Genomic DNA, 14,511 nt, shown 5'->3' with positions numbered 1-14,511 from the left:
TCCGAAAGTGGCGGCCGAAATGGCGCTCTCCGTCCTGGCCTACAATCTGACACGGGTCATGAACATCGTCGGGATCAAGCCGCTGATGGCTGCGATCGCGGCCTGACACCAAGCGATCATGACTTCCGCTCGACTGCCTAGCGACCGGCGTTTTTACACGACCAAGACCCATTGCAAACATGATGGCCAAGCAGCAGATGGACGGTTGGCTCCAAATCGCGAGGCTACCAACTGTAACGAATCTGTTGGCTCAACATCAAAGGACAGACCTTGCAGCTAGCTAGGGGGCTTAAGAACTATCGCGCTTTTAGACTTCCCCTCATTTGGTGGTTCTGTGCGGCCCTAGTGCCGTTCGTTGTTTCCCAAGTTGTGCGGCTGCATCAGGATAATGCGGTGAGCTGGCTTGCGTGGGACTATGCCGGGCGCATCACTGCACTGGCCATCCTGGCAGTCGTCCCCTCGGCGCGGGTGGCAGCTTTCCGAAGGGACGAGCGCCAGGTATCCCTCATTGAAATTAGCTTTTGGATTGCTGGAGTCTTGCTTCTGGAGCGTCTGAGCCAGTGGCCGCAACGTCTTCTCAACGCGTCGTTCCCCGCAACAGTGCTCGGTGTGTATCCGCATCCGATCGGTTGGCTAAACGCATTCGACCTCATATTCGGCTTGGCGCTAGTTGCCGTCAGCGAGGAGATCATATTCCGGCGATATCTCCGGGCCGCATTGCAGCCCTATGTAGGTGACGGGACGTTCGCCTTCCTTGTCACGTCAGTTCTGTTCGGTGCCTTTCATTGGTGGGCCGGGCTAGGGACCGTTCTTCTCGCCACGATGAGTGGCTGCCTGTTGATGCTGATGTTCCGGCGATCCGGTGCGTTATGGCCGGTCGCTCTCGCACACTATATCGTGGACATCATCGCTTTCGCTTGATCGCTCCCAACGGCCGACGATGACTGCTTCTGGCCCTTAGTCGATCACGTGGGGGGACCTCGCCAAGTCCGCTGTTGAGCAACGAACGGACAATGCGCCGCCTCTGTGCGGGCTGATCGGGTTGATGAGTTACACGCCCTGGCCAGCCAACATTGCGTAGGACAAATTCGATCGCGATTCATTGCCAGCATCGGCTTCTTAGACCGGCACTTCATCGGAAATCGGGTGGCACTGTTCGCCCCGTCGCCCTAGGTCAGCGGGCTCGGCCAAGGGATGTAAGACCCCATGCTCCCAAGCGACCACAGGATCGACGCGCGCGACTGGTCGCTGCTCGCGGTGCTCTCCATTCTCTGGGGCGGCTCGTTCTTCTTCAACGGCGCGGCTCTGCGGGAATTGCCGCCTCTGACGCTGGTGTTCCTGCGTGTCGCGCTTGGCGCGGCGATTCTCGTACCGTTGCTACGCATGCAGGGGATCGGCTTCCCCACCAGCTGGGTGGGCTGGATGCCCTTCGTCGCGATCGGGCTGCTCAACAACGTCATCCCGTTCTCGCTGATCGCGATCGGCCAGACCTTCATTCCGAGTGGGCTGGCCTCGATTCTGAACGCGACCACGCCGATGTTCACGGTGGTGGTGATGATTGCGGCGGGCCAGGAGGGCTTCCAGGTTCGCCGCACGGCCGGGGTGGCGCTCGGCCTTGCCGGCGTGATCCTTCTGCGCGGATGGGGTTTTGAGACCAGGCCGGAGCAGGGGCTCGGCATCCTCCTCTGCCTTGGCGGCGCGTTGAGCTACGGCTTCGCGGCGCTGGCGGCGCGGCGCTTGCTGAAGGACGCAGCGCCGCTCGGGACCGCTACGTTCCAACTGATGGCATCGACCGTCATGATGGCAGTCGTCGCCGGCGTGGTGGAGCAGCCCTGGCTCTTGCCGATGCCGAGCCTTACGACCTGGCTTGCCGTGCTCAGCCTCGCCGCGCTTTCGACGGCGCTCGCCTACATCGTCTTCTTTCAGATCGTGCGGCGCTCGGGTGCGAGCAATGTGATGCTGGTGACGCTGCTCATTCCGGTCACCGCCATCCTGCTGGGCTGGCTGGTGCTGGATGAGCCGATCTCCGGCCGCGAGATCGCGGGCGCAATCGTCATCGGCAGCGCGTTGCTGGTGATCGACGGGCGTGTGCTCCGCGTGCTGCGCAAGCTCCCGGCCGCTAGTCGTTCTCTGGCTACCGGGAAAGCTGGGCGCTGCGAAATTGAAAAGCGCGGGCCTAACCCGCGCTGAGCCGCACGCCGGCGCGCAAGAATTTCTGCGGATCCACCGCTTCGCCTTCGATCCGGGTCTCATAGTGCAGGTGCGGACCGGTGGAGCGGCCGGTCGAGCCGACGAGGCCGATGACCTGGCCGATCTTCACGATCTCGCCGACCCTGACGTTGATCTCGGAGAGATGGCCGTAGCGGGTCGAAAGCCCGTTGCCGTGGTCGACCTCGACCATGCGGCCGTAGCCGCCGGACCAGCCGGCGGAAACCACCTTGCCGTAGGCGGTGACGCGGACGGGGTCACCGCTGGCGGCACGGAAATCGAGGCCGGTGTGCATCGCGGGCCGCCCCAGGAAAGGATCGCTGCGCACACCGAAGCCGGACGTGAACTCGACCTCGCCGATGACGGGCTTGCGATACGGCACCAACGCCAGCGTGCGGTTGAGACGGTCCATCTCGGCGCGCGTGGTGTGGATGCGGTGGAGCTGCTTCTCGAACGGTCCGGCATTCGCCGTCAGCTTGACGGGAACGAACGGTCCGCCCATCGCACTGCGCGGCACGGCGGCTTCGAGATGGGCAAGGTTCAGGCCGAGGTCGCTGACCACGCTGCGCATCCGGCGCATGCGCGAATCCATGCTTTCCTCGACCGCGTTGAGCGTCGCCATCTGGCGCCGCTCGACCTGATCAAGCGAGGTCGTGAGCCGGACCAGCACGTTGTCGAAACCCTGGTTCTTGGCGAACTTGTTGGTCGGCGCTGCCAATACGCTCGGCGCGCGCGATTCGAGGCGCGCTTCGCGATCCGGCGGCGCCACGAAGATCACGGTGTCGCTGATCGGCGACGGTTTTGGCGTGGTCGGGCTTGCATCGCTCCGCTGCGGGGCGGCGCGGGGAATCGAGCCGGTCACGTCGGGCATGGCGCCGAGCGCAGTGGCTCGGGACTCGAGCGCCGTCTGGCGCTTCATGATCTGGTCGAGCTTTTGGTCGAACTGTTCCTGGTCGAGCAATTGACGGCTGGTGGTGCGATCGATCTTGGCGCGCAACTCGGCGATGCGGTCCTCATAGGCGTATTGCATCTCGGCCTGGCGGGCGATCAGCCGGGTCAGGACGTCGTCACGGAACGCGAAATAGGTGGCGGTGGCGGCCGACCACAGACCGAGCAGCACCACGGTGCCGACCACGATCCAGAACACCACGGGCCCGAAGCGGACCTGCTTGCCGGCATGCACGATGGTGTAGGCATCGTCGGTGGCGGGCAGGGGAATCGCGGTCACCGCCGCCGGGGCACCCAAGGGGCGCCGGAAAGCCCGTCCGTGGTCGTGAGGATGATGTTGGGGGTACTGCGAGTATTGGGCAGAACTTTTCGACATCGGCACTCCCGCGCCGGTCGGATGGGTTCCTTGCGGCTCAATTGCCGCCGCAATCTGGGCCGCGCATGGTTAATTTTCCGCAAATGGGAACGCGCGAATTTAAAGGATTGGTTAAAGGCTCCTTGCCGCCTCCAGCACTTCGTCGGCATGGCCATCGACCCGGACATTGCGCCAGATCCGCGCCACCTTACCGTCGCTCCCGACCAGGATCGTGGTACGAAGAATCCCAAGGAAGCTCTTGCCATACATGGACTTTTCGCCCCAGGTCCCATAAGCCTCCAGCATCTCATGCGTCTCGTCCGAGATGAGGGGGACGCCGAGCTTGTGCTTGTCGCGGAACTTCTCCTGGGCCTTTAACGGATCGGCGGAGATGCCGAGCACGGCGGTGCCGGCGGCAGCGAAGGCGTCGGCGAGGCGCGTGAAGTCGATCGCCTCCCGCGTGCAGCCGGGGGTGTCGGCGCGGGGGTAGAAGAACAGGACGAGCTTTCGGCCGGCATAGTCGGCCAGCGTGACCACGTCGCCGCCATCGCGCGGCAGGCGGAAGGCCGGGGCCTTTTGGCCCTCGGCCAAGCCGGACTTCAAGCCCGACTTGGCCGCAGCCGCAGAGGAGGCGGATTTGGAGGATTTTAACTGTTTCGATGCGGCCTTATGTGATCCTGCTTTTGCTATGGTCGCAGCTGATTTGCGTGCCGGCGTCCGCTGCGTTTTCGCGGATCTTGTTTGAGTCGATGCCCGCGTTTTTGCGGACTTCTTTTTAACGGTCGGGCTGCCGGAGGGCGTTTTGGACGATTTCTTTCGGGATTTCTTGGACATACGCCTTCCTTTCGACGCTTTCGGCAGGTCAACCGAAGCGGTATTGCAGCTCTTGTCCGGCGAACCGGAATCGTGCCCTCGGCTGGGCAAGTCTGGCGACGCCGGAGTATGGTTACAAGGAATTCCACGCACCACCCCACTGCTCGTTGAACGCGCTCCCGGGGCGAAATGACGAACAGCAGGAAGATTCGAGGTATGGCGGCAGTGCCGGCGCAGGGAGCGTCACTTCCCGCGAACGGCTGCGGTCCCGGCGGCGCTCAATCCTATGACGGGCGCCTGTATCGAGAGGCAATGGCAAGGAATACGTCGCCCCAGGACCACAACCGGGATTTTGATCGGCGCGGCGGCCAATTTGAGCCGCAGGAATGGGACGACGCCGACTGGGATCCGGATCAGGAAGCGGCTGCGCGCAATCGCGCACGCCGGTTGCTGGCGCGTTCCGGTTCGGGCTTCCTTCGCTTTGGTGGCGGATTTGGCGCGCTGCGCCGCTGGACGGGTAGGGGACGCTGGCTGAAGCGCCTAGCGGTGGCCGTCGCCACCGTCATCGTCATTTTCATCGGCTGTTTCGGTGCGCTGTGGTGGCGGCTCGGTGCCGGTCCCATCAATCTGGATATCGCAACGCCGTGGCTCGCAGCCGCGATCGAGGACAATATCGGCCACGGCAACACCGTTGAGGTCGGCGGCACCCAGATCGAGCGGGCCGGCCGGGTCCGCATCGCCGTCCGCATCCGAGACATCATCGTTCGCGACCGCGATCACGCCGTCGTCGCCAGCGCGCCGAAGGCCGAGGTGAGGCTGTCGGGTGCGGCCCTCCTGATGGGGCACCTGCGTGCCGAGAGTCTCAACCTGGTCGATGCCGAGCTCGCCATCCGCATTGCGCCCGACGGTACCGTCACCGTGTCCGCCGGCGACACCGCAAAGCCGCTGGCGACCGGTGTCGCGTCCAAGAAGGACGCGGGCCTGCCGCCGACATTCCCGCGCAGCGGTGTCCCCCCGCCGCCATTCGCGACCGCGCCTGCGAGCCCGGACGCATCGCAGGCCCCGCCGCAGGTGACCGCGCAGAGCGGCATCCTTCAGGGCCTCGACTGGCTCGACAGCCTGAGCATGACGGGCCTCGACGGCCAGAACCTCAACGAGATCGGTCTGAAGAACGGCGTCCTGATCGTCGACGATCAGCAGCGCGGCAGCAAATGGTCGTTCGAGAATATCACGCTCAGCCTGCGCCGCCCGAGCCGCGGCGGCGTCGCGCTCAGCCTCGGCGAGCAAGGCGCGCGCCCGTGGATGCTGCGCGCCACGATCGGCCCGGCCGAGAACGGCGTGCGCTCGGTCGACATCAAGGCCGACAAGGTCTCGACCTCCAACATCCTGCTGGCGCTGCGGGTGAAGGACCTCACCTACACCGCCGACCTGCCGCTGACGGGGGAGCTCAAGGGCGAACTCGGCCGCGACGGCGTGCCGACCTTCTTCCGCGGCAAGATCGCGGCCGGCGCCGGCAACATCATCGATACCGACACGCCAGACTACCCGATGGCAATCGACTCGGCCGAGATCAACGTCGAGTGGGATGCGAACCGGCGGGTGCTCGTTGCGCCGTTCAAGGTTCTCTCCGGCGCGAACCGCCTGACGCTGCTGGCCCATCTCGAGCCACCCAACGGCAACATCAACGACTGGCAGCTCGGCTTCAGCGGCGGTTCGATCCTGCTCGGCGGCATCGACAACGAGCCGCCGCTCGTCTTCAACCGCATTGCGATCGGCTTCCGCTTCGACACCGACCACAAGCGCATCCTGCTGACACAGGCCGACGTTTCCAACGGCGAGATCGGCGTCGCCGGCACCGGCGCCCTCGACTATTCGGGCGAGCCGCGGCTCACCCTCGGTTTTGCGGGCACGCCGATGTCGGCCTCCGCCTTGAAGCGGATGTGGCCGACGCTGATCGTCCCCGAATTGCGTGAATGGGTGATCGAACGGATCGAGCGCGGCACGCTCCAGCGCATCGAGATCGGCGTCAACTCGCCGACCAGGAACCTGCCGCGCAAGGGTCCGCCCATTCCGGACGACGGCCTGTCGGTCAACATCGTGGCGAGCGGCGTTGCGGTCCGGCCCGTGGACGGCATGCCGGTAGTGCGCGATGCCGATCTGAAGGCGCGCGTGACCGGTCGTACCGCGACCGTCAACATCGGGCAGGGCATTGCCGATACCCCCGCGGGCCGCAAGGTCACGATCTCCGACTTCGTCTTCGAGGTGCCGGACATGGCGCCCAAGCCGTCGCCGTCGCGGAGCAGGTTCCGTGTGGAAGGGCCGGTGCCCGCGGCCGCTGAAATGCTCGCCAATGATCGGCTGAGCGACCTGTCGGCGACCGTCGTCGATCCCAACACCAGCAAGGGAACGTTCTCGGCGAACATCCAGCTCGGCATGCCGGTCAAGGGCGAGCTGACCAAGGCCGACACCATCTACGCCGTCACCGCCGATCTCAACGGTTTTGCCGCCGACAAGCTGGTGATGAACCAGAAGTTGGAAGCCAACAACCTCAAGATATCAGCCAACAACCAGGGCTATCAGGTCAAGGGCGACGTCAAGATCAACGGCCAGGCGGCCTCGCTCGATTATCGCAAGCCGGCCGAGGGCGACGCGGACGTCAGGCTGCAGGCGACGCTGGACGATGCCAGCCGCGCGCGGCTCGGCTTCGATCTCAGCCCCGCCGTCATCGGATCGTTGCCGATCAAGCTGTCGGGCAAGATCGCGAGCGGCGCGGATCAGACGACGAAGCTCGGCGTCGAGGCCGATCTGACCTCGGTCAGGCTCGACAACATCCTGCCCGGCTGGGTCAAGCTGCCGGGCAAGTCCGGCAAGGCCAGCTTCAAGGTGGTGCCGACGGCGCAATCGACGCGTTTCGAGGACATCGTCATCGAAGGCGGCGGCGCCTCGATCAAGGGCTCGCTCGAGCTCGACGCGAACAGCGATCTCGTGAACGCGAACTTCCCGACCTACGCACCGTCCGACGGCGACAAGGCCTCGCTCAGGGTGGAGCGCAGCCAGGATGGTGTGCTGCGCGGCACCATGCGTGGCGACGTGTTCGACGGCCGCGGCTTCCTGAAGTCGGCGATCTCTGGCAATTCCAAGGACGACAAGAACAAGCTGAAGAACGTCGATTTCGACATTGACGTGAAGCTCGGTGCCGTCGCCGGCTTCAACGGCGAGGCCATGCGCAGCCTCGATGCCAAGATGTCGAAGCGCAATGGGGCCATCAAGGCGCTCACGCTGAGCGGCAAGATCGGCCGCGACACGCCCGTCGCTGCCGACCTGCGCGGCGGCCGCGCCCAGGGCAACCGCGAGGTGATCTACCTGCAGACCAACGACGCCGGCGCGCTGCTGCGTTTCACCGACACCTACACCAAGGCGGTCGGCGGCCAGATGGTGGTGGCGATGGAGCCGCCGTCTTCCGAGCCGAACGCCGCGCGCGAGGGCCTGATCAATGTCCGCGACTTCACCGTGAAGGGCGAGGCGCAGCTCGAACGCGTTGCCGCCGGCGCGCCGAACGGGACCGGCAATGGCGTCTCCTTCAGCGCACTTCGCGCCGAGTTCACGCGGCAGAACGGTGCGCTCACGGTCCGTGACGGCGTGGTCAAGGGGCCGATGATCGGTGCCACCATCGAGGGCTCGATCGACTATCCCGGCAACCAGGTCTGCATGAGCGGCACCTTCGTGCCGATGTACGGCGTCAACAACATCTTCGGCCAGATCCCGCTGTTCGGCATCTTCCTCGGCGGCGGCAACAATGAGGGGCTGATCGGCGTGACCTACGAGGTCGTCGGCACGCCAGCCGCGCCCGTGATGCGCGTCAATCCGATCTCGGCGATGGCGCCGGGCTTGTTCCGCAAGATCTTCGAGTTCAACACCGGCAAGCAGAACTCGCCGTTCGAGGAATTCCCCTCGCATTCGAACGACGGCTCGACCGGGTCGACGCGCCAGCTGTCGAGCGGTTGCACCATCGCGCGGCGGTAGCGGCGATCTGCTTCTCTTCCGACGTCATGGCCGGGCTTGTCCCGGCGCCATCCACGCCTCACCACACGGCACCAAGAACGTGGATGCCCGGGCCCTCGCCGCGCCGCAGCGGCTTCGGCCGCGCAGGCGGGACAAGCCCGGGCATGACGGTGATCACGTGGGAATGTTATGTGCCGCTTACGCCGCGCGCACGCCTTTCAGGAATGTTCCGACTTCGCCGGAGAGCTGCTCGGCCTGCTTGGAGAGGTTGCTGGCTGCTGCGAGCACCATGCCGGCGGCGTTGCCGGTCTCGTTGGCTGCGGTGGAGACGCCGCCGATATTGGTGGTGACCTCTTTCGTCGCCTCCGCGGTCTGCGAGACGCTGCGGGCGATCTCGGCGGTGGCGGCGCCTTGCTCCTCGATGGCAGCGCCGATCGAGGTGGCGATGCGGCTGACCTCCTCGATGGTGGCGGTGATGCCGCCGATCGCATCGACCGCTTCCTTGGTGGCGCCCTGGATCTGGGCGATCTTGTCGCCGATCTCGCGGGTGGCTTCCGCGGTCTGGCTCGCCAGCGACTTCACCTCGGAGGCGACCACGGCAAAGCCGCGGCCGGCTTCGCCGGCGCGGGCGGCCTCGATGGTGGCGTTGAGGGCGAGCAGGTTGGTCTGCGCCGCGATGTTGGAGATCAGCTCGGCGACATGCTCGATCTGCTGGGCGCCGTCCGAGAGTGCGCGCACGATGGTGTCGGTGCGGCGGGCGCTGTCCACCGCGCGGCCGGTGACCTCGGCGGATTGCGCGACCTGCCGGCTGATCTCGGAGATGGAAGAGGAGAGCTCCTCCGCAGCGGAGGCGACGGTCTGGACGCGCTGGCTGGCCTCATTGGCGGCCGAGCCGACCAATGCGGCGCGGCGATTGGTGCCTTCGGCGGTCGACGACATCGACTTGGCGGTGGTCTCCAATTCGCCGGAGCCGGAGGCCATCAGGCCGACGAGCTGGCCGACGGAGGCATCGAAGCGGTCGGCAAGGGCGATCAGGGCCTCGCGCTTCTCCTGCTCGCTGCGGGCCTTGGCCGCGACCTGCTCGGCCTCCAGCGTGCGGGCCGTGAGCGCGGTCTGCCTGAGGATTTCGAGCGTCTCGGCCATGCGGCCGATCTCGTCGCCGCGGTCGGTCTCCTCGACCGGCTTGTCGATGGCGCCCTCGGAAATCGCCTGCATCCGGTTCTTCTGACGGTCGAGCGCGCCGAGCACGTCGCGGGCGATCAGCCAGGACAGCGCCGCCATCAGCAGCATCAGGCCGACGCCAATGGCGCCGAGCTCCAGCGTCAAGGCGCGCACGTCGGCGTCGATGTCGTCGACATAGAGGCCGTAGGCCATCGCGACATTCCAGGGTGCAAAGTGGCGCGCGAACACCAGTTTGCGAACCGGAACGGTCTCGCCCGGACGTGGGAAGAGATAGGACAGGATCGCGCCTTCAGCCGCCTGCTTGGCCGTGCTTACCGTGGCGTCGCCGATGACAATGCCATTGGCATCCTTGATCCCGTTGTTCTTGCCCTCGAGCTGAGGCGCGCCGCCGTTCATCATAACGGTTGAATCGGCAGTGTAGACGACGGGATAGCCCTGGCCACCGTTGAACTTCATCTGCCGGCCGCGCAGCTTGAACTGGGCTTGCGCATCGGCGAGCGTCATTTTGCCGGCGGTCACCTCGTCCTGAAGCGATTGCGCGAAGCCGTGCAGCAGATCGACCGCCGTCTGCATCTGGCGTGCGCGATCTTCGAGCATACGGGTCTTGCTGAGATAGCTCGAACCGACGACGAGAGCGGTGACGGTGAGCGCTGCGAGACAGACCATGCTGGCAAGCTTGGTGCGGATCTTCAGGTGACTGAGCAGCGACATGACGGCCTCGGGGACGGTTGTGGAATGCTTGTTCTCGCGCAGTCGTATCAGGAAGTTCTTACCATTCCTGAACGTGGAAAATGGCGCGTTCAGGCGCAGTGCAATCTGCGCAGCTGTGGACAGGCATGTGCAGGCGAGGGGCCGACGCTTGCGACGACGCATTCAAGAAAATGGATCGTGCTCGTATTCGCGCGATCAGGCGAGTTCGATCGAGGCATCGATTCGCCGATGCATGATGTCGTGGTCAGGCCGTCCCAGATGCTGTGCCACTTACGCCGCGCGCACGCCCTTCAGGAATGTTCCGACTTCGCCGGAGAGCTGCTCGGCCTGCTTGGAGAGGTTGCTGGCTGCTGCGAGCACCATGCCGGCGGCGTTGCCGGTCTCGTTGGCTGCGGTGGAGACGCCGCCGATATTGGTGGTGACCTCTTTCGTCGCCTCCGCGGTCTGCGAGACGCTGCGGGCGATCTCGGCGGTGGCGGCGCCTTGCTCCTCGATGGCAGCGCCGATCGAGGTGGCGATGCGGCTGACCTCCTCGATGGTGGCGGTGATGCCGCCGATCGCATCGACCGCTTCCTTGGTGGCGCCCTGGATCTGGGCGATCTTGTCGCCGATCTCGCGGGTGGCTTCCGCGGTCTGGCTCGCCAGCGACTTCACCTCGGAGGCGACCACGGCAAAGCCGCGGCCGGCTTCGCCGGCGCGGGCGGCCTCGATGGTGGCGTTGAGGGCGAGCAGGTTGGTCTGCGCCGCGATGTTGGAGATCAGCTCGGCGACATGCTCGATCTGCTGGGCGCCGTCGGAGAGTGCGCGCACGATGGTGTCGGTGCGGCGAGCACTGTCCACCGCACGTCCCGTGACCTCGGCGGATTGCGCGACCTGCCGGCTGATCTCGGTGATGGAGGAGGAGAGCTCCTCGGCAGCGGAGGCGACGGTCTGGACGCGCTGGCTGGCCTCATTGGCGGCCGAGCCGACCAATGCGGCGCGGCGATTGGTGCCTTCGGCGGTCGACGACATCGACTTGGCGGTGGTCTCCAATTCACCGGAGCCGGAGGCCATCAGGCCGACGAGCTGGCCGACGGAGGCATCGAAACGGTCGGCAAGGGCGATCAGGGCCTCGCGCTTCTCCTGCTCGCTGCGGGCCTTGGCCGCGACCTGCTCGGCCTCCAGCGTGCGGGCCGTGAGCGCGGTCTGCCTGAGGATTTCGAGCGTCTCGGCCATGCGGCCGATCTCGTCGCCGCGGTCGGTCTCCTCGACCGGCTTGTCGATGGCGCCTTCGGAAATCGCCTGCATGCGGTTCTTCTGACGGTCGAGCGCGCCGAGCACGTCGCGGGCGATCAGCCAGGACAGCGCCGCCATCAGCAGCATCAGGCCGACGCCGATCGCGCCGAGCTCCAGCGTCAAGGCGCGCACGTCGGCGTCGATGTCGTCGACATAGAGGCCGTAGCTGATGACCACGTTCCAGGGCTCGAACTTGCGCGCGAACACGGTCTTGCGGAGCGGCTCGGTCTGGCCGGGACGGGGATAGAGATAGGAGGTGACGCCGCCCTGCGCAGTCGCGCTGCCGGCCTTGATGATGGCATCGGCGATCAGCACGCCGTTGGAATCCTTGGCGCCGGTGATCTTGCCTTCGAGCTGCTGATTGGCGCCGTTCACGACCAGGGAGCCGTCCGGATTGTAAACCACCGGATAGCCCTGGTTGCCGTTGAAGTTCATGCGGCGGCCGCGCTGGTGGAACAGGCTCTTGGCCTCGGCCGCCGTCAGCTTGCCGGCAGTCACTTCGTCCTGGAGCGCTTGGGCGTAGTTGTAGAGGAGCTCGACGGCGGTCCGCATCTGCTGGACGCGGTCCTCCATCATCCGGCTCTTGCTGAGCACGGCCGATACGCCGATGATGGCGGTGACCGTGAGAGCCGCAAGGCAGACCATGCTGGCAAGCTTGGTGCGGATCTTCAGATGACTCAGCAGTTTCATCACGGCCCCTACGCAATGGTTGTTATTGCTCGCACCGGTAGCATGAAGTTCTTACCAATCATGAATGGAAGCATGCGGCGGCCTGCCACGCGGACGACATTTGCAGGCGCGTGCGCAATCGTGCAGGCAAAACGCCTTGCAGATGGGCCTCCGCCCCTTCCGGGGGAAGGAATCGATATCGGGTTTGGCAGCTAGAGAGTCTGGATGGACCTGCAATGAATCGATTCGTTCATCGCATCATCATGTCTCTGCTGCTCGTCGCGGCCCTCGTTCTGATCTGGAACGTGCTGGGGACGCGCTGAGACGGCACCGGAGATCTGCCGGTGCCGTCGTGCTTGGCGGATAAGATGTGTGTCAGCGGGGCGCGGATGCGCCGCCGGTTATTTCTTGCCCATCGCTGCGTCGGCGCTGACCGGGCCGCCACCGGCTGCAGCGAGGTAGAGGCAGGCGAAGCAGAACAGGATCGCTTCGGTCCCGCGGTTGAGCAGTGGCAGGAACACCGGCGTGTCGCCCCTGAACATGTGGCCGATGAAGTACGCGAAGGCCATTTCACCGGACAAGATGAAGGCCGACAGTCGCGAGAACAAGCCGATCATCAACAGTCCGCCAAGCACCAGCTCGAGCGTCCCAGCCACGCCGTAAAGCGACAGCAGCTCGACCTTGGCGAACATCGGGACAGCCGGAAACTTGAACAGTTTGGCGACGCCGTACTGGAACAGCAACAGGCCGGTGATGAAGCGAAACAGGCTCAGGAGAACCGGTTGAAAGCGAGTGAGATAAGGAAAGTCCATTGGTTTGCCCTCCATCCAATGCTGGACCCAATGCTGCGACTTGGACCGCATTCGCTTCCGCCTCGCAAGCCACCCACGAACGATTCTGCGCTGACATTTTCGTCAAGTCGGACAAAACACCGCAAGGCCCCGTCACCAGCGGCGCGTGTCTCTCTTTTTTTCGTACGTTCGCCTCGCATCGTCCGTAGGATCCCGGTGAAACCAGGGTATGCAGGTTACGTCGGGGAGACCTACTCCCGCAAAGCAGGGACGACCAGGAACGGAATCATGCCGAGCACGACGCTCGCAAGTGCGAAGGCGAGCAGGAGATCGTAGCCGTGCGTGGCATCGTGGATCAGGCCACCGCTCCATGAACCGAAGGCCGAGCCGAGGCCGCTGCCGATCGAGATCGTGCCGAAGATGGTGCCGACGCGTTTGCCGCGAAAGATCTTCATGGCGGTGGCGCTGATCAGCGGCCCGCGCGAGCCCATCATGCTGCCGAAGCAGACCACAAAACCAGTGAGCAGGACGATGTTCGGATAATATTGCAGCAGCCAGAGCAGAACGATGCCGAGGATCGAGATCGCGTAGCTGAGCAGCACCGAGGGCCGGCGTCCAATCAGGCCGTCGAGCGCGGAGACGCCGAGCATGCCGAACACCAGCACGATTCCGGAGAAGCCCCAGGCGGTGGCTGCCTGGAGCGGCGGAAAGCCTGCATCGATCAGGTAAGCCACGATCTGCGCAGCGATCGCATACATACCGACCGCGGTGAAGAAGAAGGTCGAGAACAGCGCCCAGAAGGCATGGTGCCGCATCGCGCTCGCAAGCGTCCAGCCGCTGTCGACGAAGTCAGGATCGCTCTTCTTGGCGACGTGCGGCGAGCCGGCCGCGAACATGCGCCAGGGCAGCAGCAGCAGCGGCGCCAGCAGGGCGAGCGCTGCAAAGCCGAACAGCTGATAGGTCTCGCGCCAGCCGAGATGATCGATCAGGAGCTGCGAGGCCGGCAGCAAGGCCAGCACGCCGCCGCCCATTGCCGAATAGACCACCGCCATCGCGGTCGGCAGGCGTGGTCCGAACCAGCGGCCGAGCAAGATCGAATTGGGCACATTGCCGATGAAAGCAACGCCGATGCCGACGCAGATGCCGATCGAAAGCTGGAATTGCCAGAGCGCTTGAGCATGGCTTGCGATCAGGAAGGCCGAACCGAGCAGGAGGAGGCCGAGCGCATAGACGAGGCGCGGGCCGGAATGATCGAACAGGCGCCCGACCAAGGGTGCGGTCAGCCCGCTGACGAGCCAGGTGAGTGAGTAGATCGAGACGGCCTGGGCGCGGTCCCAGCCCAGGCTTTCCGAGATCGGCTTGAGGAAGACCGTGAAGCTCTCACTCAAGCCCCGGCCAAGAACAGCCAGCGTGAAGCAGAGGCCGAGCACGACGAGTGCGGTGCGCACCGCGTCCCGCCGGGCGCCTCCGACCCTTTCCTTGCCCGTTTCCGCTGTCGTTTCCGCTTTCGTTTCCTTGGGCCTGTCCTGTTTCATTGCCGTCAGGGAGCGCGCATCC

At 65.1% G+C, this 14,511-nt stretch carries 9 protein-coding genes; 3 read left to right on the top strand and 6 right to left on the bottom strand.

What is annotated here, in order from left to right; genetic code table 11:
• The first annotated feature begins 393 nt into the window (after nt 1-393).
• Both P0R31_RS37765 and P0R31_RS37760 read left to right on the top strand, forming a co-directional pair.
• Nucleotides 394-921, top strand: coding sequence for a CPBP family intramembrane glutamic endopeptidase (locus P0R31_RS37765; protein ID WP_275520137.1), 528 nt, complete (start codon nt 394-396; stop codon nt 919-921).
• Nucleotides 922-1,206: 285 nt separating this feature from the next.
• Complete coding sequence (locus P0R31_RS37760; protein ID WP_275520135.1) at nt 1,207-2,190, top strand: DMT family transporter; 984 nt, start codon at nt 1,207-1,209, stop codon at nt 2,188-2,190.
• On the opposite strand, the gene P0R31_RS37755 is transcribed toward P0R31_RS37760, so the two are convergent.
• A complete protein-coding gene (locus P0R31_RS37755; protein WP_275520133.1) occupies nt 2,177-3,532 on the bottom strand; it encodes a M23 family metallopeptidase in 1,356 nt (451 codons plus the stop codon). The two genes, P0R31_RS37760 and P0R31_RS37755, sit on opposite strands and share 14 nt — an antisense overlap.
• A 111-nt stretch (nt 3,533-3,643) precedes the next feature.
• Nucleotides 3,644-4,345: a peroxiredoxin gene (locus P0R31_RS37750; RefSeq protein ID WP_275520139.1), complete on the bottom strand. Its 702-nt coding sequence runs from the start codon at nt 4,343-4,345 to the stop codon at nt 3,644-3,646.
• A 195-nt stretch (nt 4,346-4,540) separates the two neighbouring features.
• Between P0R31_RS37750 and P0R31_RS37745 the strand changes: the two genes are divergently transcribed.
• Nucleotides 4,541-8,347 carry a DUF3971 domain-containing protein gene (locus tag P0R31_RS37745; RefSeq protein WP_275520131.1) on the top strand — a complete coding sequence of 1,269 codons (3,807 nt, stop codon included), beginning with the start codon at nt 4,541-4,543 and terminating at the stop codon, nt 8,345-8,347.
• A 177-nt stretch (nt 8,348-8,524) separates the two neighbouring features.
• Here P0R31_RS37745 and P0R31_RS37740 read toward each other — a convergent pair whose 3' ends face one another.
• The 4 genes from P0R31_RS37740 to P0R31_RS37725 all read right to left on the bottom strand — a co-directional run bounded on the left by P0R31_RS37740 (nt 8,525) and on the right by P0R31_RS37725 (nt 14,489).
• Nucleotides 8,525-10,219: a methyl-accepting chemotaxis protein gene (locus P0R31_RS37740; protein ID WP_275520129.1), complete on the bottom strand. Its 1,695-nt coding sequence runs from the start codon at nt 10,217-10,219 to the stop codon at nt 8,525-8,527.
• A gap of 270 nt (nt 10,220-10,489) precedes the next feature.
• Nucleotides 10,490-12,184, bottom strand: coding sequence for a methyl-accepting chemotaxis protein (locus P0R31_RS37735; RefSeq protein WP_275520127.1), 1,695 nt, complete (start codon nt 12,182-12,184; stop codon nt 10,490-10,492).
• Nucleotides 12,185-12,564: 380 nt separating this feature from the next.
• On the bottom strand, nt 12,565-12,975 hold the full coding sequence (locus P0R31_RS37730; protein ID WP_275520125.1) for a DoxX family protein: 411 nt from the start codon (nt 12,973-12,975) through the stop codon (nt 12,565-12,567).
• Nucleotides 12,976-13,205: 230 nt separating this feature from the next.
• Complete coding sequence (locus tag P0R31_RS37725; RefSeq protein ID WP_275520124.1) at nt 13,206-14,489, bottom strand: MFS transporter; 1,284 nt, start codon at nt 14,487-14,489, stop codon at nt 13,206-13,208.
• Nucleotides 14,490-14,511: the final 22 nt, after the last annotated feature.

The organism is Bradyrhizobium yuanmingense, assembly GCF_029167105.1.
In the GTDB taxonomy this organism is placed as follows: domain Bacteria; phylum Pseudomonadota; class Alphaproteobacteria; order Rhizobiales; family Xanthobacteraceae; genus Bradyrhizobium; species Bradyrhizobium yuanmingense_A.
The sequence above is the reverse complement of the archived record's forward strand: the minus strand, read 5'-3'. Positions and strand labels throughout refer to the sequence as shown.

Excerpts from the sequence above, each read along its gene's own strand:
- P0R31_RS37760 (WP_275520135.1), top strand. The coding sequence starts at position 1,207 with ATGCTCCCAAGCGACCACAGGATCGACGCGCGCGACTGGTCGCTGCTC.
- P0R31_RS37745 (WP_275520131.1), top strand. The coding sequence starts at position 4,541 with ATGGCGGCAGTGCCGGCGCAGGGAGCGTCACTTCCCGCGAACGGCTGC.
- P0R31_RS37755 (WP_275520133.1), bottom strand. The coding sequence starts at position 3,532 with ATGTCGAAAAGTTCTGCCCAATACTCGCAGTACCCCCAACATCATCCT.
- P0R31_RS37750 (WP_275520139.1), bottom strand. The coding sequence starts at position 4,345 with ATGTCCAAGAAATCCCGAAAGAAATCGTCCAAAACGCCCTCCGGCAGC.
- P0R31_RS37730 (WP_275520125.1), bottom strand. The coding sequence starts at position 12,975 with ATGGACTTTCCTTATCTCACTCGCTTTCAACCGGTTCTCCTGAGCCTG.
- P0R31_RS37735 (WP_275520127.1), bottom strand. The coding sequence starts at position 12,184 with ATGAAACTGCTGAGTCATCTGAAGATCCGCACCAAGCTTGCCAGCATG.
- P0R31_RS37740 (WP_275520129.1), bottom strand. The coding sequence starts at position 10,219 with ATGTCGCTGCTCAGTCACCTGAAGATCCGCACCAAGCTTGCCAGCATG.
- P0R31_RS37725 (WP_275520124.1), bottom strand. The coding sequence starts at position 14,489 with ATGAAACAGGACAGGCCCAAGGAAACGAAAGCGGAAACGACAGCGGAA.